Here is a 22,714-nt window from a genome sequence, read left to right on the forward strand (position 1 = left end):
CGTGAAGATGGCGAAATGCGTCGTCTGGGACCTCGACGACACGCTCTGGCACGGAACTCTGTCGGCCGGGGACGACGTCACCCTCAAGCCGGGCGTTCTCGACCTGATCAGAACACTGGACGCCCGCGGAATCCTCCTGTCGATCGCCAGCAAGAACAACCATGAAGACGCCCTGCGGAAACTGGAGGAACTCGGAGTGGCCGAGTACTTCCTGTACCCGCAGATCAACTGGAACAGCAAGTCCAGCTCGGTCTCCGAGATCCAGAAGCGGCTGAACATCGGCCTCGACACGTTCTTGTTCGTCGACGACCAGCCGTTCGAGCGGGACGAGGTCGCCTTCGCCCTGCCGGAGGTCGAGACCGTCGACGCGGCGGACTGCCTCACCCTCGCAACGCTGCCCCGGCTCTCCCCGCCGGTGGTGACCGAGGACGCCGGACGGCGCCGGCTCATGTACCTGGAGGACGAGCGGCGCAACGAGTCCGAGCTCTCCTACCAGGGCCCCCGTGAGGACTTCCTGCGCAGCCTGGACATGGTGTTCCGCATCTCCCGGGCCGGCGGTGACGACCTGCTGCGCCTGGAGGAGCTGACGAAGCGCACCAGCCAGCTCAACTCCACCGGCATCCACTACTCCCACGAGCAGCTCGAGAAGCTCATGCACGACCCGGGCCACGACCTGTGGGTCTGTGAGCTGACCGACCGCTACGGCTCCTACGGGAAGATCGGCATGGCCCTGGTCGCCAAGGACCAGGACCGCTGGACGATCAGAATGCTCCTGATGTCCTGCCGAACGGTGTCGAAGGGCGTGGGCACCGTCCTCCTGGCCTTCCTCGTCAAACAGGCCGCCGCATCGGAAAAACGTCTCTTCGCGGACTTCCGCCGTACCAGCCGCAATCGCCAGATGCTGCTGACGTACCAACTGGCCAATTTCCACGTGGTGTCGAAGGACGGCGACGACCACGTGTACGAGAACGACCTCTCCGTCAGCCAGGAATACCCGGACTACATCAAGGTGGAAGTCAATGCCTAGCGAGGCTCTCACGGACATGCAGAACGGCGCGGCGGCGGACACGGCGGCGACGATCCGGAACTACGTCCGGGCGAACATGAGCGCCCTGCGCGACGTGGAACTGCGGGACGACGACAACTTCTTCGAGAAGGGCTTCGTCACCTCGGTCTTCGCCATGCAGATGCTGGACTTCATCGAGTCCACCTTCGGCATCGAGGTACCGGACGACCGCATCACCCTGCAGAACTTCAGCTCCATCGACAGCATGACCCGAATGGTGGGGGAGCTGAAGCATGCGGCAGCCGAATGAGGAACTCACGAGTGATCTGCCGGCCCGTGCCCGGCGCTTCGCCGAGAACGACCTCGCGTCCCGCGCCGCGGAATTCGACCGCACCGGGCATCTGCCCCGGGACGTCGTCCGGACGATGGCCGACGAGGGGCTGCTCGGCGCCGTGGTCCCGGAGCGCTGGGGCGGCCACGGACTCGACCCCCTCGCCTACGGTGAACTGACCGAGTCGGTGGGCAAGGCGTGTGCCTCGACGCGGGCCCTGCTCACCGTGCACACCTCCCTGGTCTGCGAGACGCTCGTCGAGCGGGCGTCGGACCGCCTCAAGGAGAAGTACCTCCCCGACCTCGCCACCGGTCGGCGGATCGGCTGCTTCGCACTCTCCGAGGCGGACGCCGGATCGGACGCCGCGTCGGTCACCACGAGCTACGTCACGAAGGGCGAGGTCTTCGTCCTGAACGGGCGCAAGAAGTGGATCTCGTTCGCCGGCATCGCCGACCTCTTCCTCGTCTTTGCGACAGAAAACGGTACGTCGAGCGCCTTCCTCGTCGAGCGGGACCTGCCGGGCGTGGAGATCCACCCGATGTCCGGATTCCTCGGCAACCGGGCGACCCACATCGCCGAGGTCTCGTTCACCGACGTCGAGATACCCGCCGAGAACCTCGTGTCGGGCATCGGGCTGGGATTCGGTTTCGTCGCGAACACCGCCCTTTTCCACGGCCGTTACAGCATCGCCTGGGCCGGTGTCGCCATCGCCCAGGCGGCACTGGAGGTCATGTGCGCCTACGCCACCGAACGCGAGCAGTTCGGCACGCGCATCGGCAGCCATCAACTGGTGCAGAAAATGGTCGCGGACGCCGTGACCCAGGTCGGGGCGGCACGGGAACTCTGCCGACGGGCGGGCCGGCTGCGCCGGGAACGCAGCGCGGACGCGGTGATGGAGACCAACATCGCCAAGTATTTCTCCTCGACGATCGCCCAACAGGTCACTTCCGACGCCGTCCAGGTTCTCGGAGGAAACGGCTGCTGGGACCAGTACCCGGCGGAAAGGCTGTTCCGGGAGGCGAAGATCCTGGAAATCATCGAGGGCACCTCGCAATTGCAGCAACTGATGATCGCCGACTACGGCTACAAGAAATTCACGGTCCGAGGGCGGGGTGGGGAAGATGCAGCGTTGTGACACCGGCGGGAGCGCGCGTCCCGCGTTCGTGTTCCCCGGGCAGGGCGCGGTCTGGCCCGGCATGGCGGCGGAACTGCTCGACGCCTCCCCGGTCTTCGCCCGCCGGATCGGCGACTGCGCCGACGCCCTCGCACCGCACGTGGACTGGTCCCTCATGGACGTCCTGCGCGCCGAGGGCCCGGCGACCGCATACGACCGGGCGAACGTCTCGGAACCCGCGCTCTTCGCGATCCAGGTCGCCCTGGCCGAGCTGTGGCGGTCCCACGGCGTCCGGCCGCACGCCGTCGCCGGGTACAGCCTCGGCGAGGTGGCCGCGGCGTGCGTCGCCGGCGCGCTCGACCTGGACGAGGCAGCCCGGGTCATCGCGCTGTGGAGCCAGGCACAGGCACGGGTGACGGCCCCCGGAGCCATGGCGCTGCTGGCGCTCTCGCCCGACGAGGTACGGGACCGGCTGGCGCCGCTCGGCGAGGCCGTGAGCGTCGCCGGTCTCCTCGCCCCGCGCTCGGTGGTCGTCGCGGGCGACCGCGACGCCGTCGTGGAACTGGCCGACCGGGTCCGCGCCGAGGGGACGTACGCCCGGCGGCTGTCGCTCGGTGTGGCGTGCCACTCGCCCCTGATGGAGGAGCAGCGCGACTGGCTGCTGGCCGCCCTGGGCGAGGTCGCCCGGCGCGATGTGGACCTGCCCTTCTACTCCAGCGTGACCGGCGGCCGGATGCCCACCCGTGACCTGGACGCCGGGTACTGGTACCGCAACATGCGCCAGGCCATGCTCTTCGAGCAGGTCACCCGCGCCCTGCTGGCCGACGGCCACACCACGCTGGTCGAGCCCGGCGCCCACCCGGTGCTCATCACCGCGATGCGCTCCACGGCGGAGGCGGCCGGCAACCCCGCACGGGTCGTCGGCACCCTGAACCGGGCGGACCAGGGGATGGACGGGTTCCGTGCCTCCCTGGCCGAGGTCTGTGCCGCGGACGCGCGGGAGACGTCCGCCGCCGGGGACGCGGTCGAGGCCCTGTGCGACCTGATCGTCGCCGCGGTCCGCGGCGGGACAGTGCCCGAGGTGACCGTGGGCGGCGCCACCCTCGGCCCCGGCGACCACGGCACCGGCCTGCTCGACCTCGGATTCGACTCGCTGGCCCTCGTCGCGCTGGGGGAGCGGCTGGAACACCGGCTGGGCGTCCGCCTGGAGAGCACCTTCACCCTCGACCACCCCTCCGTCGACGCCCTGGTGCGCGCACTGGAGCCGCGCCTGCGGCCCGCGGACACCGCACACCCCGAGCCGGCCACCGACCGTCGGCGCGGTGCGGCGCCGTCCCCGTCGGAGCCGGTCGCGCTGGTCGGGATGGCCTTCCGGCTGCCCGGCGGCATCACCACCCGCGACCGCTTCTGGGAGGTCCTGAGCGAGGGCGTCGACGTCGTGGGCGAGATCCCCGCCGACCGCTGGAGCCAGAGCCCCCTCGACCTCGGCGAGGTCACCACCACCCAGGGCGGCTACCTCACCGACGTCGACGGGTTCGACCCGCTCTTCTTCAACATCTCGCCGAAGGAGGCGCAACTGCTCGACCCGCAGCAGCGCCTGCTCCTCGAACTGACCTGGGAGGCCTTCGAGGACGCCGGGATCGACCCGCTCGCCGCGGGCCGCGACCGGCGGGTCGGCACCTACGTGGGCATCTACAACAACGACTACCAGCAGGTCGGCGCGGACCTCGGGCACGCCCCCGACGCGTACACCTACACCGGCAACATGGCCAACGCGGCGGCCGGCCGGATCTCCTACGCCTACGGCTTCCGCGGCCCCAGCATGGCCGTCGACACCGCCTGCTCCTCCTCCCTGTACGCCGTGCACCTCGGCATGCGGGAACTGCGCCAGGGCGGCTGCGACATGGTGGTGGCGGCCGGCGTGAACCTGATCCTCAGCCCCGAGGTCCACCTGTCGTGGTCACGGCTGAACGCCCTCTCGCCGACCGGCCGGTGCCGCAGCTTCGACGACGCCGCCGACGGCTACATCCGCAGCGAGGGCGGCGCGGTCGTCCTGCTCAAGCGGCTCTCCGACGCCGAGCGGGACGGCGACCCGGTCCTCGCCGTCCTGAGCGGCTCGGCGGTCAACCACAACGGCCGCAGCGGCGGCTTCACCGTGCCGAGCGGCACGGCCCAGGCCGAGGTGATCCGCGGCGCCCTCGCCGACGCGGGGATCGGCGCGGACGACATCTCCTACGTGGAGACCCACGGCTCGGGCACGCCCATCGGCGACCCCCAGGAGGTGAACGCCCTCGCCCGGGTCTTCGCGGACCGCGCCACCAAGCTGCCCATCAGCAGCGTCAAGTCCCACCTCGGACACCTGGAGGCCGCGGCCGGCATGGCGGCCCTGTGCAAGGTGGTGCTCGCCCTGGAACACGGCAGGCTGCCGGGCACCCTGCACTACCGCAAGGGCAACCGCCTGATCGACTGGGAGCGGATCCCGGTCGAGGTGGTCGCCGAGGAGATCCCGTGGGAGCCGGCCGCCGGTCCGCGGCGCGCCGGCATCACCTCCCTGGGCATCAGCGGCACCAACGCCCACCTCGTCGTCGAGGAACACCGGCCGGACCCGGCCGCCCTCCCGCCCCGGCCGCACCCACCCGGTGTACCGCAGCTGCTCACCGTCTCCGCCCAGTCGGAGCCGGCGCTGCGCAGTGCGCTGCGCGGCCTCGCCGACTGGAGCCGCGACGCGCAGGCGCCGCTCGCCGACGTCGCCCACACGCTGGGCCGCCGGAGCCCGCTGCGGCACCGCCGGGCGCTGGTCTGCGACTCCCTGGCCGGTCTGCCGGCCGCGATCGAGGCGGCCCTGGAGCACGACGGCCCCACGCCCGCCGAGGGCCGGGGCGGCGGCCAGGTCTTCGTCTTCTCCGGCCAGGGCACCCAGTACCCCGGCATGGGCCGTGAACTCTACGACCGGGCCGAGGTCTTCCGGCGCGAGATGGACGCGCTGGACCGCGCCTTCGTCCGGGCCGGCGGTGTCTCGCCGCTCCGGGCCATGTTCGAGGGCGACGAGTCCGTCTTCGCGTCGCCGCTGCACACCCAGCCGATGATCTTCACCGTCGAGCTGGCGCTCGCCCGCTACTGGCAGGCGCTCGGCATCACCCCCGACGCGGTCCTCGGCCACAGCATCGGCGAGTACGCGGCGGCCTGCTTCGCCGGTGTCATGACCACCGAGCAGGCCGTCGACCTGGTGACCCGCCGCGGCCGGGTCATGGAGGACACGCCCCGCGACGGCGGGATGGCGACCCTGCTGTGCTCCCGGGAGCGGGCCGAGGAACTGCTGCGCGACCACCCCGACGTGTGGGTGGCCGCCGTGAACGCGTGGGAGAACGTCACCGTCTCGGGACTCGGTCCGGCCCTCGACGCGCTGCTGCGCGCCGCGCGCAAGAAGCGGATCTTCGCGGAACGCCTGGCGATCTCGCACCCGTTCCACTCGCCGCGGATGGCCCGGGGCGCCGAGGAGATGTACGAGCAGATCCGCGACCAGCGGTTCGCCGCCCCCACGGTCCCGTGGATCTCCGCGCAGACCGGCCGCGCGGTGACAGCGGACGCGCCGGTCGACGCGGCGTACTGGAGCCGCCACCTGGTCGACCCGGTCCTGTTCACCTCCGCGGTCGGCACCGCCCTCGACGCGGGCTACCGGGTGTTCGTCGAGGTCGCTCCCGCGGCGACGCTCGGCGGCCTGATCGCGCAGGACGCGCGGGAGGACGTCGTCACCGTCCCCAGCCTGCGCAAGGGTCGATCCGACGTGCGCCAGCTCCTGGAGAGCGCCGGAACGCTGTGGGAGCTGGGCAGGCCGGTGGACGGAGACCGGCTGCCGGACCGGCCCGGCGACCTCGTCCGGGACCTTCCGCACACCCCCTTCGACCGGCAGCGGATCTGGTACGACGACCACACCGGAGAGGACGGTGCTCCGATGCCCTCTGGCATCGACGACAGCCGGGCGCACGACGCCCGGACGCACGACGCCCGGGCGACCGCGGAACGTGAGACGGTCCGGGCGTTCCTGGCCGGGGCCCTGGGCCGGATCACCGGTGTCGCGGTCGACCCGGCGGACGAGTCGCTGGAGCTGTTCTCGCTCGGCGTCGACTCCCTGATGCTCGTGCAGCTCGTCAAGCGCATCGAGCGGCAGTACGCGGTGGACTTCCCGATCCGGATGTTCTTCGAGTCGCTGCACACGCTCGGGCAGCTGACCGACTTCGTGTCCGAGAACCGGCCGGCCGACGCCGCCACGCCGGCGGACGACGCCGAGCCCGCCCCTCAGACGGCCACGACGGCTCCCGCGCCGCAGTCGGCGGCCACCGCCGTACCGGCACCCGTCCCGGCCGCGCCCGCCGTCCCCGCCGGGCCCGGCTCCGATGCGCTGCAGGCCGTCGTCCAGGCCCAGCTGGACCTCATGCGGCAGCAGCTCAGCCTGCTCGGCGGCGCCCCCGCGCCCGCCCCGGCCCCGCCTGTCCCGACCGCGTCCGCCCCGACCGCGACCGCGTCCGCGACCGCGTCCGCGTCGGCCGTCGAACCGAAGAACGTGCGCAAGGTCGGCTCGTACAACAACAACATCGCGCTGACCGACGACCGGCTCACCGCCCAACAGAGCCGGTTCGTCGAGGACTTCGTGGCACGCTACGTCGCCCGGACCCGCTCCTCGAAGGAGTACGCCGACCGCCACCGCCCGAGGCTGGCGGACTGGATCGCGTCGCTCAACTTCAACCCGAGCGTGAAGGAGACGGTCTACCCGGTCGTCTCGGCCCGCTCGGAAGGGGCCCTGTTCTGGGACCTCGACGGCAACGAGTACATCGACACCGCGATCGGCTACGGCGTCCACCTCTTCGGCCACAACGCGCCCTTCATCAGGGACGCGGTCAAGCGGCAGCTCGAGCACGGGTACGAGCTGGGCCCCCAGAACGCCGTGGCCGGCGAGGTCGCCGAGCTCGTCCACCGGCTGACCGGTGTCGAGCGGGTGGCGTTCTGCAACACCGGCACCGAGGCGGTGATGGTCTCCCTGCGCCTGGCACGGGCCGTCAGCGGCCGGGACAAGGTCCTGAGGTTCACCAACTCGTACCACGGCAGCTCCGACGGGGTGCTCGCCGAGAGCGACGGCACCGCCACCGTCCCGCTGACCATCGGCATCCCCCAGGCCATGGTCGACCAGACCGAGGTCCGCGCCTACGGCAGCCCGGACACCCTGCGCTGGGTCCGGGAGCACGGCGCCGAGCTGGCCGCGGTGCTGGTCGAGCCGGTGCAGTCGCGCAACCCCGGACTCCAGCCGGGGGAGTTCCTGCGCGAGCTGCGCGAGATCTGCACGGAGCACGGCATCGCGCTGATCTTCGACGAGATGATCACCGGCTTCCGGGTGGAACCGGGCGGCGCCCAGGCCCACTTCGGGGTCCGGGCCGACATGGCCCTGTACGGCAAGCTCGTGGCGGGCGGCCTGCCGATCGGCATCGTCGCCGGGCGCGGCGCGTATCTCGACGCCGTCGACGGCGGCGCCTGGGTCGACACCGACGACTCCCGGCCCGCGGCACCGACCACCTTCTTCGCCGGGACGTTCTGCAAGCACCCGCTGGCCATGGCCGCCGCCAAGGCCGTGCTCACCCGGCTGGTGGAGTCCGGCGCCGAGACGCTGGCCCGCCTCAACGCCTACACCGCGGAGTTCGCCCGCCGCGCCAACGCCTACTTCGAGGCCGAGGACGTACCGCTGGCCGTCGCGCACTTCGGGTCGATGTACAAGTGGGAGCCGGTCACCCCGCGGGACGTCGCGCAGGCCTCGCTCACCCAGAACCTCTTCTTCAAGCTCCTGAACCACCACGGCGTCTACGTGTGGGAGCGCCGCACGGCCACCTTCTCCGTCGCGCACACCGAGGAGCACCAGGACAGGATCCTGGAGGCGATCCGCGCCTCGGTGGAGGCGCTGCGCGCCGGCGGGTTCGACTTCCGCCGCCGGGAGTCGACGGCCGCCCTGCCGCGCACCCCGGAGCCCACGGAGCTGACCTCCCTGGAACAGCGGGTCTACGTCCTGTCCCGGATGCGCGGCGGGAACGAGGCGTACCAGGTCGTCTTCGGCCTCCGCTTCGACGGCCCCCTCGACCCGGACCGGGTCGCCGCCGCCTTCCGGGCCGTCGGCCGCCGGCACCCGAACCTGCGGCGCCACTACGTGCTCGGCCCCGACGGGGTACGGGCCGCCGTGGCGCCGGAGATCAGCCCCGAGGGGCACCTCTTCGACCGGCGCCGCGACCCCTCGCTGACCACCGAGGACGTCCTGTCGGTGCTGAACCGGCCGCTCGACCTGGCGCAGGCGCCGCTGTGGCGGTACGGCATCGTCGTCGACGAGGACGGCACGCACCACCTGGTCGTCTCCTTCCACCACATCGTCGTCGACGGCCGGTCGGTGGAGATCCTCTTCAACGACCTCGCCGAGTACCTCACCCACGGCCGACTCGACGAGCACACCGGGTCGGACGACTACGCGGAGTTCGTGCGCCTGCTGGCCGAAGCACCGCACCGGCCGGAGTACGCCGAACACCGGCGCTGGTGGCTGGAGCAGTTCGCCACCGTGCCCCCGCCGCTGAACCTCCCGGCCGACGCACCGCGACCGGACGTCAACGACTTCGCCGGGCGCCGGCACTACTTCCAGCTCGACCCCGAACTGCACCGGGCGGCCACGGAGGTGATCCGGCAGCTGCGGACGACGCCCGCCGTCTTCTACCTGTCCCTGTGGGCGCTGCTGCTCGCCAAGGTCACCGGCGAGGACGACCTGTGCGTCGGCGTCCCCATGGACCAGCGCATGCTCGGGTCGTTCGAGGACACGGTCGGCATGTTCGCCGAGTCGCTGCCGCTGCGGATCCGGCCGACGGACGACACCCGGCTGTCGGAACTGTTCCGGCAGGTCCGCGACACCAGCCTGGAGGCGATGAGCCACTCGCTCCACCCGTACAGCGTGCTCGTCCAGGAACTCGACCTGACCCGGGACCACGGCCACAACGCGCTGTTCGACACGATGTTCATCTACACCGACGCCCGCAACCGCGCGCGCCGCTTCGGTGACCTCACCGCCACCACCGAGGAACTCGGCGCCCGGGGCTCGATGTTCGCGTTCACCTTCGAACTCACCGAACGCGACGGCGGACTCCACGCCGACCTGAACCACTCCGCCGTCTACGGCGAGGAGCGCGTCGCCGGGCTGATGGACCGCTTCCGCACGCTGCTGGCGCAGGTCGTGCAGGATCCGGAGCGGACGGTGGGCGAGCTGTCGCTGCTCGACGATCGCACCAGGCAGCGGCTGCTGGCCCTGGGCACCGGCCCGGCCGTCGCGGACCCGGCGCCGCTGACGGAGCTGTTCGACGCGGTGTGCGCGGCCCGGCCCGACCAGCCGGCGATCCGGTTCCGCGGCGAGGACACCGACTACCGGCAACTGGCCGGACGGGTGCACCGGTTCGCCGCCCTCCTCCAGGCGCGCGGCGCCCGGCGGGGCGACGTGATCGGGCTCCTGCTGCCGCCGTCGCCCGACCTGACCGCGCTGATGCTGGCCGCCCACCGGATCGGCTGCGCCTGGCTGCCGATGGACGTCCGGACCCCTCCCAAGCGGCTGGCGTCCATCGTCGAGACCGCCGAACCCGTGCTGGTCGTCGGCTCCGAGGAGACCCACGCCGCCTCCGGCCTGGGCGAGCGGGCCGTCGTCCTGCGGGAGGAGGACCTGCCCGACACCGCGGACGTCCCGGCGGTCCCCGTCGCGGCGGAGGACCTCGCGTACGTCATCTTCACCTCCGGCTCCACCGGCCGCCCCAAGGGCGTCACGGTCACCAACGGCTCCCTCGCCAACTTCCTGCGCGGCATGCCGGACGCCCTGCGCTGGGGCGAGGACAAGGCGGTGGCGTGCCTGACGACACCGGCGTTCGACATCCATGTCCTGGAGACGCTGCTGACGCTGGTCAAGGGCGGCACGGTGGTCGTCGCCGACGAGGACGAGGCCCGGACCCCGGCGAGCATCGCCGAGTTCGTCGTCCGGGGCGGCGTCGACCACCTCCAGCTCACCCCGACCCGGCTGCGCCTGCTGCACGCCGACCCGGACGCCGCGTTCGAGGCCCTGGGCGCGGTGCAAAAGCTCGTCGTCGGCGGCGAGGCGTTCCCCGAGGACCTGCTCGACGGACTGCGGGCCCACCCCGGCCTGGAGATCTTCAACGTCTACGGCCCGACCGAGACCTGCATCTGGTCCAGCGTCAAGGACCTCACCCCGCCCGGCACCACGGTCGGCATCGGCACGCCGATCGCCAACACCACCCTGTACGTCCTGGACGACGACCTGGCGCTGGTGCCGGAGGGCACGGAGGGCGACCTGTGGATCGGCGGGCTCGGGGTGTCCCCGGGCTACCTGGGCCGGCCCGAGCTCGACCGCGAGGTGTTCCGGGACAACCCGTTCGGCGACGGGCGGATCTACCGCAGCGGCGACCGCGCGGTCTGGCGGGGCGGCGAACTGCACTGCCTCGGCCGGACCGACAACCAGGTCAAGGTGCGCGGCCACCGCATCGAACTCGAGGAGATCGAGCGGGTGATCACCGGATACGAGCGGGTGACCGCGGCCGCGGCGGTCGTCCAGGACCTGTCGCCGGGCAACCGGGTCATCCGCGGCTTCTACCAGGCCAAGCCGGGTGAGCGCGTCGAGCAGGACGCGCTGCGCGCCCACCTCGCCGAGCGGCTGCCGGACTACATGGTCCCCGCCACCCTGACGGAGGTCCCCGGCATCCCGGTGACCACCAGCGGCAAGGTCGACCGCCCGGCGCTGGCCCGGCAGGCCGTCCCCCAGCAGGAACCCGACACCACCGCCGCCGCCCGTCCGGGCGTGGACCGCCGGCTCGTCGCCGCGTGGCGGCGGATCCTCGGCGACGTCCCGATCGGCCAGGACGACAGCTTCTTCGACCTCGGCGGCAACTCCTTCACCCTGATCCTGCTGCTGAACGAGCTGGAGGAGGCGTTCCCCGGGCTGCTGGACGTCAGCGACCTGTTCGCCAACCCCACGATCGGCAAGCTCCGCGCGCACCTCGAGGCCAAGCTGGCCGAGCGCGGCGCGGACGACTGGCCGGACACCGCCGGCCTGCCGCTCCCCGACACCTGGTTCGCGCAGCGGGGCACGGGCGGAGGCCGGATGGAGACCGTCCTGTCCCGGCGGATCAGGGACGGCCTGGGACGGCTCCGCAAGGAGACGGACCGGGACACCGAGGAACTGCTCCTCGCCGCCTTCGCCCTGACCCTCGGCAAGGTGCTCGACCGGGAGGACCTCACCCTGTGCGTCGTCCGGGGCGACGGCGTCGTACCCGTCCGGTTCGACTTCGCGGGCAAGTCCGACCTGCGGGAGCTCCTCGACGACACCGGCCGGCCCGAGGGGGCCCACCAGGTGGGCCTCGGGCGGTTCACCGCCGGCCGGAACGCCGAGGGCAGGGTCACCGTCGCCTGCGTCGACGGACGGCAGGGGGACGTCTCCCGGCTCCTGCGCCACTTCGACCTCGTCCTGAGCGTCGACTTCCCGGCCGATCCGTCGGTCGTCGGTCTGGCCTGCGGCCGGAAGATCGACCCCGCCCCGGTGGAGCGGCTGCTGAGCGGCTTCGTCAGGCTCCTCGGCGCGCTGAGCCAGTCGTCCGGAACGGACCAGTCACCCACCTCGAAGGAAGAGGGCACGTCGTGAACGAACTCGTCATCGTCTTCCCCGGCCAGGGGTCCCAGTTCCCCGGCATGGGCAAGAACTGGTACGACGCCCACGAAAGCGTCCGGGAGCGCTTCCGGCAGGCGTCGGACATCGTCGGGTACTCGGTGGAGGACCTCTGCTTCACCGCGTCCCCCGGTGAGCTGACCCGGACCGCGCACGCGCAGGTCGCGCTGCTGGTGCTGAGCCACGCGATGTACGAGGTGCTGACGCAGGACCGGGACCGCGTGCCGCCGGTGGCCGCCATGGCCGGGCACAGCCTGGGCGAGATCACGGCACTGCTCGCCGCCGGCGCGCTGGACTTCGAGGACGCCGTACGCCTGGTCAAGGTCCGCGGCGAGGCCATGCAGGCCTGCGCGGCCGAGGGCGGCACCGGCATGATCGCCGCGCTGGGGATGCCGGCCGCCGAGGTCGAGAAGTACGTCGCGGAGTTCGCCGCCGAGGGCCGTACCGTGCAGGTCGCCAACTACAACTCCGCGCACCAGACGGTGCTGTCGGGCACGCTCGACGACCTGAAGGCCATCACCGGCCCCCTGGAGGAGCGCGGCTGCAAGGTCGCCCGGCTCAACGTCGGCGGGGCGTTCCACAGCACCTTCATGGCGGACGCCGTGCCCGCCTACGCGCGGGCCGTCGAGGAGACCGCGTTCCGGGAGCCGGCGGTACCGGTGTACAGCACCGTCACCGGACGGGCGTACGGCAGCGCGCGCGAGATCCAGGACGCCCTCGCGGTGCAGCTGACCGGCCCGGTGCTCTGGAGCACCGTCGTGTCCCGGCTGGCGGAGCGGGAGGTCGCCCTGTGGCTGGAGGTCGGCCCCAAGAAGGTGCTGAAGAAGCTGATCGGGGACGCCGTCGACGGCGCCGACGTCCACAGCCTGGACGCCGACCACGACCAGGCATGGGCCGCGCTCGACCGGCTCGCCGAACGCAGGCGGCGCGAGCCCGGGCTGGCCGGCCTGTGCCTCGGCGCGGCCGCCGCCACCCGCAACCGCAACTTCGACGACGCGCAGTACGACGAGGGCGTGCTGCGCCCCTACCGCAAGCTCCAGGAGCTGGCCCGGACGGACAAGGACCGGCTCACCGACGCCCAGAAGGCGACGGCCCTGGACCTGCTCCGGACGATCATGGCCACCAAGAGGGTCCCCGGAACGGAGCAGGAGGAGCGGATCACGTCCATCCTCCGGCGCACCGGTGACGTGCACCTGCGGGCGAGCACGGAGGTGCCGGCGGGATGAAGTCCCTGCTCGATCTCGGTGACCTGGACCTGACCCGGCTCCCGGACGACACCGAGACCCCCATCACCCACACGGCACCGCGCCGCACCGACGGCCCCGTCGCGATCATCGGCATGAGCGGCCGGGCCGGCACGGCCGAGGACCTCGACGCGTTCTGGTCGATGATCCGCCGCGGCGAGCAGCAGCCCACCGACCTGTCCGCCGAACGCCGCGCCGACGTCGAGGCCTACCTCACCGCCCGCGGCGTGCCGACTCCGGTGGCCGAGGAACGCTACATCGGCGGGACGCGGCTGCCGTCGGTCGCCGCGTTCGACCACCGCTTCTTCGGGCTGTCCCCGCAGGAGGCCAAGACCATCGACCCCAACCAGCGGATCTTCCTGGAGACCGCGTGGGCCGCCCTGGAGGACGCCGGCCACCTGAACCGGGAACTGGGCGGCGAACGGGTCGGTGTCTACGCCGGGATGTCGGCGGACTTCGGCGAGGACTACCGGGCGCTGATCCAGGCGATCGCCCCCGACGCGCCGGAGATCTCCGTCGCCGGCAACGTCAAGTCGATCACCGGGAGCAGGATCGCCTACCTCCTCGACCTCAAGGGCCCGTCGATGGTCATCGACACGGCCTGCTCCTCGGGGCTGGTGGCGGCGTACACGGCGTACCGGGCGATCCAGAGCGGCGAGTGCACCATGGCGGTCGTCGGCGCCGTCAACACCGACCTGCTGCCCATCACCGCCGACGCCACCGGCATCGGCTTCAAGGACATCCAGGACACGTCGTCCGCCGACGGCCGGACCCGCACCTTCGACCGCAAGGGCGACGGCACCCGCCCGGCCGAGGGATGCTTCGTCCTCGTCCTGAAGGACCTGGAGCGCGCCGAGCGGGACGGCGACCACGTCCACGCGGTCATCATGGGCGGCGCCGTCAACCAGGACGGAGCCTCCAACGGCATCACCGCGCCCAACGCGGACGCGCAGGCCGACCTGATCGAGGCCGCCCTCAACGACGCCGGGATCGGCGCCGACCGGATCGGCTTCATCGAGGCGCACGGCACGGCCACCCGGCTCGGCGACCCCGTCGAGGTCAGTGGGATCGAGCGGGCGTTCTCCCGGCAGACGACGCGCAGGCAGTTCTGCGCGATCGGCACCGTGAAGACCAACATCGGCCACATGGACAACGCGTCCGGCCTGGCCGGTCTGGCCAAGCTGGTGCTGTCCCTGAAGCACCGGACGCTCCCCGCCAGCCTGCACTTCGAGGAGCCGAACCCGAACATCGCCTTCGCGCAGACCCCGTTGTACGTCAACGACACCACGGTCCCCTGGACGGACGACCCGCAGGAGACGCTGTTCGCGGGGATCAGCAGCTTCGGGCTGAGCGGGACCAACTGCCACCTGGTGCTGCGCAGCGCGGACCCGGTCCCGGCGCGGGAGCACCCGGGAGCGGAGGACCCGGAGTGCTTCCTGCTGCCGCTCAGCGCACGCGACGCGGAGGGCCTGCGGCGCCTGGTGGAGCGGTACCGCGACTTCCTCGCCCGGGACGAGGACCTGCACCTCGCCGACCTCGCCTTCACCGCATCGACCGGACGCCTGCACCACCGGGTGCGTGCCGCGTTCACGTTCCGGTCCCGCGCAGAGCTGGCGGCGCTGCTCGACGGCTTCCTGCGGGACGAGGGCGCCGCCGCACCGGACGTGGCCCGCGGGGAGTTCCGTCCGGTGCTGGAGCGGACCGCGACGAGCGACCCGCACGCCCTGACGGAGGCCGACCGCGAGGAGCTGAGCGCCGGGGCGCGGGCACTCCTCGCCGACGGCGGGACGGACCGGGACGCACGGCGCCGGCTCGCCGGCCTCTACGTCCGCGGCGCCGATGTCCACTGGCGGGCGCTCGCACCCGCCGGCGCCCGGCGGATCCCGCTGCCCACCCACCCCTTCGCCCGCACCCGGTGCTGGATCGAGGCGGACCGGGGACGCCGCCGTGCCGGACTGCTCGGCGACGCGGAGCTCCTGCGCTCCTGGGACCGCGACATCTGCGCGACCCGGATCGGTCCCGGACGGATGTGGGAGCTGGCCGACCACCGCATCCAGGGGGTCGGCGTCCTGCCCGGCACCGGGCTGGTCGAGATGATCGTGGAGACCGCCCGACGGCTCGGTCGGGGCACGGCCCTGACGCTGCGGAACATCCGGTTCGAAGTACCCCTCGCGGTCCCCGACGGCGAGGAGGCCGACGTACACGTCGTCGTCGAACACGCGGCGGACGGCGGCCGGGTCACCGTCGCGACGCGCGGCACGGACGGCACCTGGGTGCGCAACGCGACCGCCGAACTGGCTGCCGGCACCCCCGCGCCCGCGACCACGTCGTTCGACGTGGCCGAGGTACGGCGCCGGATGACCCGGGAGCTGCCGCTCGACGACAGCGTCGACCGCGCCAACGGCCTCGTCACCGGCGAGCGCTGGACCCGCAGCGTCCTGCACGGCGCGGCGGACGACGACGCCACCGAACTGCTGTACGAGCACGCGCTGCCGCCCGCCCACCGCGGCGAGACCGACGACTACGTCCTCCACCCGGCGCTGCTGGACGCCCTGATCAACGCCCCCAACACCCTGTACGAACAGGACCGCCTCTACCTGCCCTTCTCGTACGGCCGGCTGACCGTCCACCGCCCGCTGCCGGGCCGGGTGTTCACCCACTTCCGCAAGCGGCCCGAGTCCCTCCCCGGCGAACTGCACGTCTTCGACATCAGCGTCACCGACCCCGAGGGCCACCTCGTGCTGACGGTGGACAACTACTGCGTGAAGTCGGCGGCCCGGCTGGACCTGGCGGGGGCCGGGGAGTACGGCTGGACCCAGACGTACCGCGAGACGGCCCCGCCGCCCTCCGCCGCGGCGGGCCCCGGGACCGTGCTGCTCTGCGGGGACTTCGGCGACGCCCTGGGCGGCCTCACGAAGGAACTGGAGACGACCGGCCACGACTGGATCCACCTCGGCGGCGCGGACGACGACCGGGCCGGCGAACCTCTCGGCGAGAACCGCCGGTTCGCCTTCGGCCTGCTGGCCTCGCTGCCACAGGCCGGCGCCTCACTCGCCGTCCGGACGGCCGGACCCGTCGACGCGGTCCGCGACCTGGTCGGGCTGCTCGCCGAGCGGCGGTGCGCCTTCACGGACGGCCTGCTGGTGCTCACCCGCGACGCCTTCGCCGTGACGGGCGAGGAGGAGACGACCGACCCCGGCCAGGCCGCGGTGGCCGGACTGGCCCGCGTGGCGGCACTGGAGTACCAGGGCCTGCGGATCCGCTGCCTCGACACCGACGGACGGACCGCCCCCGCCGCGGTGCTGGCCGAGGCCCGGGCCGTCGGCCGGCCGTCCTTCGTGCTGCACCGTGACGGGCAGTGGTACGAGCCCCGGCTGATCAGGTCCGTCCTCTCATCGCGTCCGGACGCGCCGGGCGCGCTGGTCACTGCCGACGGGGCGGTCGTCGTCTCGGGCGGGACCGGAGGGCTCGGCACCGCGATCGCGCGTCACCTGGCCCGGCAGGGCGCACGCAGGATCGTCCTGCTCGGCTCACCGACGCCGGACACGGCTAGGGAACCGCAGCTGAGCGAGGTGTGGTCCGAACTGGAGTCGCACCTGGAGCACTTCGAGATCGTCCGGCTGGACCTGGAGGACCGGGAGGCCGTCGAGGGCGCGGTGCGCGACATCCGCGCGCGGCACGGCCGGATCTCCGCCGTCCTCCACCTCGCCGGCCGGCCCGGCGTGGGCTTCCTGCACACCAAGAGCGCCGGCACCTTCCGGAGCGTCTACCGGCCGAAGGCACTGGGCGCCGTCCACCTCCACGAGGCCACCCTCGCCGACGACCTGGATCATTTCGTCCTGTTCTCGAGCATCGCCGGACTCGACCTGGAGCAGGGACAGGCCGACTACACGGCCGCGAACCTGGCCCTGGACAGCCTGGCCCAGCACCGCCGCCGCGCCGGTCTGCCGGCGCTCAGCGTCCAGTGGCCGGCCTGGCGCGAGACCGGGATGGCGATGCGCCTGGACGCCGTGGACGAGGACGGCCTCTTCCCGCCCCTGGGCACGGCCGAGGCGATCGGCCTGCTCGACGGCCTGATGGCCGGCCACGACCACCCCGCGGTGATCATGCCCGGCCGGATGCGCACGCCGTCCGCACCGGCGCGCCCGCAGCAGGACCTCCGGCCCCGTGAGGCGGCCGGCCGCGAGGTCGTGCTGCACGGGCTGGAGAGCGTCGGTGAGATCGAACGGGCCGTCGCCGAGATCTGGGCGGCGACCCTGGACGTCCCCGAGATCGACGCGCACGACGGTTTCGGAGACCTGGGCGGCAATTCGCTCCTCATATCGCAGATGTCGAAACTCTACGACGACCGCTATCCGGGACTGATGGACGTCGTCGACCTGTTCAGGTACACGACCGTCGCGGAACAGGCGGCCCACCTCAAGGAAAAGCTTGGCGTCGCACCGGCCGCAACGCCGGCCGAACAGCCCGCGACAGCTTCGGACAGCGGCGAGATAGACCGGCTGCTGGATCTCGCGGAGCAGGGCGTGGTCGACAGTTCCCCGGGCGTCATCCAGGAAACGGAAGTCACATGGAAAATGTGAAGGCATTCATCCTCTCGCAGGTCGCCAACAAGCAGCTGGCCAGGGAGGACGCCAAGAAGCTCCTGCTGGAGCTCTCGGCCTCCCACACGCACCAGGACATCGCCGTCATCGGTCTCGCCGGCCGTTTCGCCGCCGCCACGAGCGTCGATCAGTTCTGGGACCACCTCACGACCGGGCACCAGAGCATCCGGGACTTCCCGCAGGCCCGCAAGGCCGAGATGCGCACCATGCTGCGCAATCCGTACTACGCGGAACTCATCCTCGGCGCCGCGATACCCGAGGCGGACATCGACCGCATGCACGCCCCGAGCGGATACCTCGACCGGATCGACCATTTCGACGCCCGCTTCTTCGGCATCCCCCCGCTGGAAGCCGACCACATGGACCCCCACCAGCGGATCGCCCTGGAGGTGGCCCAGGAGGCGCTGGAGAACGCCGGCTACGGCGGCGACAGCGTCAAGGGCAGCCGCACGGGCGTCTTCCTCGGCCGGGACCAGACCAACCACTCGTACTACCGGATGCTCTCGGAGAACCACCCGATGCAGCTGTCGGGCTCCTGGGAAGGCCTGGTCGCCAGCCGCATCTCCTATCAACTCGACCTCAAGGGCCCGTCGTTGATGACGGACACCGCCTGCTCGGCGAGCGCGGTCTGCATCCACCAGGCGATCCAGTCGCTGCTGCTCGGCGAGTGCGACATGGCGCTGGCCGGCGGACTCAACATCTCGCAGGGCGGCGAGGTGAAGGCCGAGTACCTGGCCAGCATGTCGCTGGGCAGCGTCGAGTCCCACGACGACGCGATCCGCACCTTCGACGCCGGCGCCAACGGCACGCTGTGGGGCGAGGGCGCGGGCATCGTCGTACTGAAGCCGCTGCGTCGCGCGCTCGCCGACCGTGACCACATCAGGGCCGTCATCAAGGCCTCGGCCGTCAACAACGACGGCACGTCCACCAGCATCACCGCGCCCGACGCGCAGATGCAGGAACGCGTGATCCTCGACGCGTGGGCCAGGGCGGACGTCGAGCCGGAGACCATCTCCTACGTCGAGGCCCACGGCACCGGCACGGTGCTCGGCGACCCGATCGAGGTCAAGGGCCTGACCAACGCCTTCCGCAGGCACACCTCCCGCCGGCAGTTCTGCGGGATCGGCTCGCTCAAGACGACGACGGGGCACCTGGTGGCCGCGTCCGGTGTGGCGTCGGTCGCGAAGGTGGTCAAGTCCCTGGAGACCGCCACGCTGGCCCCGACGGGCAACTTCGCGGTGCCCAACCCGTACATCGACTTCCCCGGCAGCCCGCTGTACGTCAACGACCGCCTGACGCCCTGGGAGAGCGGGGGCGGGCCCCGGCGCGCCGGGATCAGCTCCTTCGGGTTCATCCGCACCAACTGCCACCTCGTCCTGGAGGAGGCCCCGCGGTACACGAGCGCGCCCGCGCGCCGCGACCGCCACCTCTTCACCGTCAGCGCCAAGTCCGAGGCCGCCCTGCGCGACCTCCTCGACGCGTACGCGCAGATGCTGGCGGGGGACTGCCCCTGGTCCCTCGCCGACATCTGCTACACCTCCTCCGTCGGACGCGGCCACTACGAGCACCGGGTACTGATCGTGGCCACCGGCAAGGAGCAGCTCGCCGAGTCCGTCGACCGGCTGAGGCGGCACGGCCCGGGCACCGACGAGCGGCGCGGCATCTTCCACGGGGTGCACGCCGTCGTCAGCGACAAGAAGAGCGACCCGGCCCCCGGCGACGTCACCGCCGGCGCCGTCCGGCGGCTGTCGGACGAGGCCGCCGCCGAGCTCGCCGCCCACCGCGCGCACGGCGACCCGGCCTCCCTCACCGCGGTCGCCGCCGCCTACGTCCGGGGCGCCGCCGTCGACTTCGCGCAGTACTACGCCGACGAGGCCCGGCGGCGGGTGCCGCTGCCGACGTACCCGTTCGAGCGGACCCGGCACTGGGCCGAGCCGATGACGTCGCGGGTGCGGGACTTCGGCGGGGCCCCGGCGCACCCGCTGCTCGGCACCGAGACCGGCCGCACCGAGGACTCCGTCGTCTTCGAGAACACGCTGTCCGTCGCGACGCACTGGGTGCTGGCCGACCACCGCATCGACCACCGCGCGGTGGTCCCCGGAACCACCTACCTGGAGATGGCCCGCGCCGCCTTCGCCGCCGTCGCGGGCTCCGGCGCGGCCTGCCTCGACAACGTCTTCTTCCTCACCCCGCTCGCCGTCGAGGACGGCGCGGACGTCACCGTGCGCACCCTGCTCGACCGGTCCGGGGACGGCTGGGCCTTCCGGGTCACCAGCCGGCGGGGGGAGGAGTGGATCACCCATGTCGAGGGCCGCGTCGGCCCGTTCGACGGCCGGGCCCCGCAGACCCCGCTGGACACGGAGGCGGCCCGGCGCGCCGCCACCGAGGTCCTCGACCCGTACCCGGTCGAGACCGACACCGGCGTCTTCCAGTTCGGCCCGCGCTGGGACTCGGTGCGCGGCCTGTGGCGCAGCGAGCCCGAGGGGTCCGCGCTGGCGCTGCTCGGCCTGCCGGCGGGCACGGACGACGAGACCGCGGTCTACGGGCTGCACCCCGCCAAGCTGGACAACGCGGTGAACGTCATCTCGCAGAACAGCGGACACACCTTCCTGCCGTACCTGTACAAGCGGTTCGTCCTGTACGGCCCCATGCCCGCGACGTTCCACTCGCTGATCCGCACGGTGCGCGACGACAGCCGCGACGGCGAGACCATCACCTACGACGTGGACCTCGCCGACCGGGACGGACGGATCTTCGCCCGGATCACCGACTACACCGTCAAGAAGGTCGACTGGGAGCGCTTCAGCCTGAACGGCCCCCGGCGCCACCTGGAGGTCGTCTGGTCGCCCGTCCCGGACGTGGAGAAGAGCGCCGCCGGTGAGGAGGTGTGGGCGGTGATCGCGTCCGACACCGAGGCCGGACGGGACCTGGTCGCCGAGGTGGCGGCCGCCGGTCACCGCGCCGTCCCCTGCTACCTGGCCGCGACCACCGACCCCGCCCGGGACGCCTTCGCCCCCGACGACGACGGCATACGGCTGCTCTGTGAGCGCCTGCGGGCCGAGGGCGCCGAGGGCGTGCTGTTCGCCACCGACCACACGGCGGAGCCCGGCCGGTCCCACGAGGAGCGGCGCGCCCACGGCGTCGACGCCCTCTTCGCCCTGTACCGCGGCCTGCTCACCCACCGCGTCAAGCCGCAGCTCGGCCTGAAGGTCCTCGGCAAGGACATCTGGGAGGTCGGCGCCGACACCCCCGGCACCGACACCCCCGGCACCGGCACCCCCGGCGCCGACCCCTACGCCGCCGCCACCGCCGGACTCGCCGTGGTCATCGGGCAGGAGCACCTCCCGGTGGACGTCGTCGACGCCGGCGCGGACACGGAGCTCGCCGTCGCGGTGCGCGAGACCCTCGGCGGCCGGGGCGCCCTTCCCCGCGCCCTGCGCGGATCGCGCACGTACGTCCGGGAGATGCGCCGCGCCGAGACCGCCGAGACGCCCGACGCCACCCGGTACCGGGACGGGACCTTCCTGATCAGCGGCGGCACCGGCGGCCTCGGCCTCGCCGTCGCCGGGGAGATGGCGAGGCAGGGCGCCGCCCGCGTCCTGCTCCTCGGCCGGCGCCCCCTGGACGAGCCCACCGCACGCCGGGTGCGCGACCTCGGCGTCGCCGAGTACGTGGTGTGCGACGTCTCCCGGGCCGACCAGGTGCGCGAACTGGACGCGCGGCTGCGCGCCGAGGGCGTCACCCTCGACGGGGTCGTCCACGCCGCGGGCGTCGCCGGCGACGGCTTCCTCGCCACCAAGGAACGCGCCGTCTTCGACGCCGTACTCGCCCCGAAGGTGGACGGCGGCGTCGCCCTGCTGGAACTGACGCGGGGTCACCCGGGGGCGTTCCTCGTGCTGTTCTCGTCCGTCACCGCCCTCACCGGCGGACAGGGCCAGGGTGACTACTGCGCCGCCAACGCCTTCCTGGACTCCCTCGCGGCCCGGGCCCGCGCCGAGGGAATCCACGCCGTCTCCGTCAACTGGCCGTCGTGGTCCGAGGTCGGCATGGCCGTCGCCCACGGACTGGGCACCCACGACGCGCCCTTCGTGGCCGTCGGTGTCGAGGACGGGCTGAGCTGGCTCGCCCACGCCCTGGACCACCCGGCCGGCTGCGTCGTCCCCACCGAGGTCAACGCCCCGGTGATGAAGGACCACGTGGGCGAGCTGCCCTTCCGGCTGGCGCCCGAGCTGGAGGCCGGGCTGGAGAACGCCGCCGCGGCGGCGCAGCCCGGGTCCCGCGGCACCGGGGACGTCCGTCTCACGGGCCAGTCCGACCCGACGCCGACCGAGCTGAAGGTGGGCGCGATCTACGGGAGTGTCCTCGGCCTGGCCGAGGTCGACGCCCACGCCAGCTTCCAGGACCTGGGCGGGAACTCGCTGATGACCGCCCAGCTGCTGTCGCTTGTCGACGAGGCGTTCCCGGGGACGGTCGACATCGCCGACCTGTTCTCCTACGCCACGGTCGCCGACCTCGCCGCCCACATCGACGCACTGGCGCCCGCCGGGACCGGCGCGGGTACCGACGGGCCCGGGGAGCCGGCGGCCCTCGGGACGGACGCGTTGAAGGAGGTCCTGGACGAGATCGGCGACGCGGAGCTGGCTGGGCTCTTCGCGGACGCCGAGGACAGCGGGGGGAACTGA

7 protein-coding genes are annotated in these 22,714 nt (G+C 72.5%); all 7 read left to right on the forward strand.

Annotated features, from left to right (window positions below; translation table 11 throughout):
- The first annotated feature begins 7 nt into the window (after nucleotides 1–7).
- Genes ACIGO6_RS10655 through ACIGO6_RS10685 form a run of 7 tightly spaced genes read left to right on the forward strand, consistent with a single transcriptional unit; the run spans nucleotide 8 to nucleotide 22,714 of the window.
- Entirely contained in the window at nucleotides 8–1,027 is a 1,020-nt protein-coding gene (locus ACIGO6_RS10655) for an HAD-IIIC family phosphatase (protein WP_399874883.1), read from the forward strand.
- Nucleotides 1,020–1,316, forward strand: a complete 297-nt coding sequence (locus ACIGO6_RS10660) for a phosphopantetheine-binding protein (RefSeq protein ID WP_399874168.1) — start codon at nucleotides 1,020–1,022, stop codon at nucleotides 1,314–1,316. Before ACIGO6_RS10655 ends, ACIGO6_RS10660 begins: the two co-directional genes overlap by 8 nt.
- Complete coding sequence (locus ACIGO6_RS10665) at nucleotides 1,300–2,472, forward strand: acyl-CoA dehydrogenase family protein (protein ID WP_399874171.1); 1,173 nt, start codon at nucleotides 1,300–1,302, stop codon at nucleotides 2,470–2,472. The genes ACIGO6_RS10660 and ACIGO6_RS10665 overlap by 17 nt, the downstream gene beginning before the upstream one ends.
- Nucleotides 2,459–12,160, forward strand: coding sequence for an amino acid adenylation domain-containing protein (locus ACIGO6_RS10670; RefSeq protein WP_399874174.1), 9,702 nt, complete (start codon nucleotides 2,459–2,461; stop codon nucleotides 12,158–12,160). The genes ACIGO6_RS10665 and ACIGO6_RS10670 overlap by 14 nt, the downstream gene beginning before the upstream one ends.
- On the forward strand, nucleotides 12,157–13,410 hold the full coding sequence (locus tag ACIGO6_RS10675) for an ACP S-malonyltransferase (RefSeq protein WP_399874176.1): 1,254 nt from the start codon (nucleotides 12,157–12,159) through the stop codon (nucleotides 13,408–13,410). Before ACIGO6_RS10670 ends, ACIGO6_RS10675 begins: the two co-directional genes overlap by 4 nt.
- On the forward strand, nucleotides 13,407–18,011 hold the full coding sequence (locus ACIGO6_RS10680) for an SDR family NAD(P)-dependent oxidoreductase (RefSeq protein ID WP_399874179.1): 4,605 nt from the start codon (nucleotides 13,407–13,409) through the stop codon (nucleotides 18,009–18,011). The genes ACIGO6_RS10675 and ACIGO6_RS10680 overlap by 4 nt, the downstream gene beginning before the upstream one ends.
- Nucleotides 17,999–22,714 (forward strand): SDR family oxidoreductase, encoded by a 4,716-nt coding sequence (locus ACIGO6_RS10685; RefSeq protein ID WP_399874181.1) that lies wholly within the window; start codon nucleotides 17,999–18,001, stop codon nucleotides 22,712–22,714. Before ACIGO6_RS10680 ends, ACIGO6_RS10685 begins: the two co-directional genes overlap by 13 nt.

Source organism: Streptomyces sp. NPDC053750, from assembly GCF_044544295.1.
Lineage (GTDB): Bacteria > Actinomycetota > Actinomycetes > Streptomycetales > Streptomycetaceae > Streptomyces.

Coding starts and splice junctions, on each gene's coding strand:
- ACIGO6_RS10655 (WP_399874883.1), top strand. CDS start 8: ATGGCGAAATGCGTCGTCTGGGACCTCGACGACACGCTCTGGCACGGA.
- ACIGO6_RS10660 (WP_399874168.1), top strand. CDS start 1,020: ATGCCTAGCGAGGCTCTCACGGACATGCAGAACGGCGCGGCGGCGGAC.
- ACIGO6_RS10665 (WP_399874171.1), top strand. CDS start 1,300: ATGCGGCAGCCGAATGAGGAACTCACGAGTGATCTGCCGGCCCGTGCC.
- ACIGO6_RS10670 (WP_399874174.1), top strand. CDS start 2,459: ATGCAGCGTTGTGACACCGGCGGGAGCGCGCGTCCCGCGTTCGTGTTC.
- ACIGO6_RS10680 (WP_399874179.1), top strand. CDS start 13,407: ATGAAGTCCCTGCTCGATCTCGGTGACCTGGACCTGACCCGGCTCCCG.
- ACIGO6_RS10685 (WP_399874181.1), top strand. CDS start 17,999: ATGGAAAATGTGAAGGCATTCATCCTCTCGCAGGTCGCCAACAAGCAG.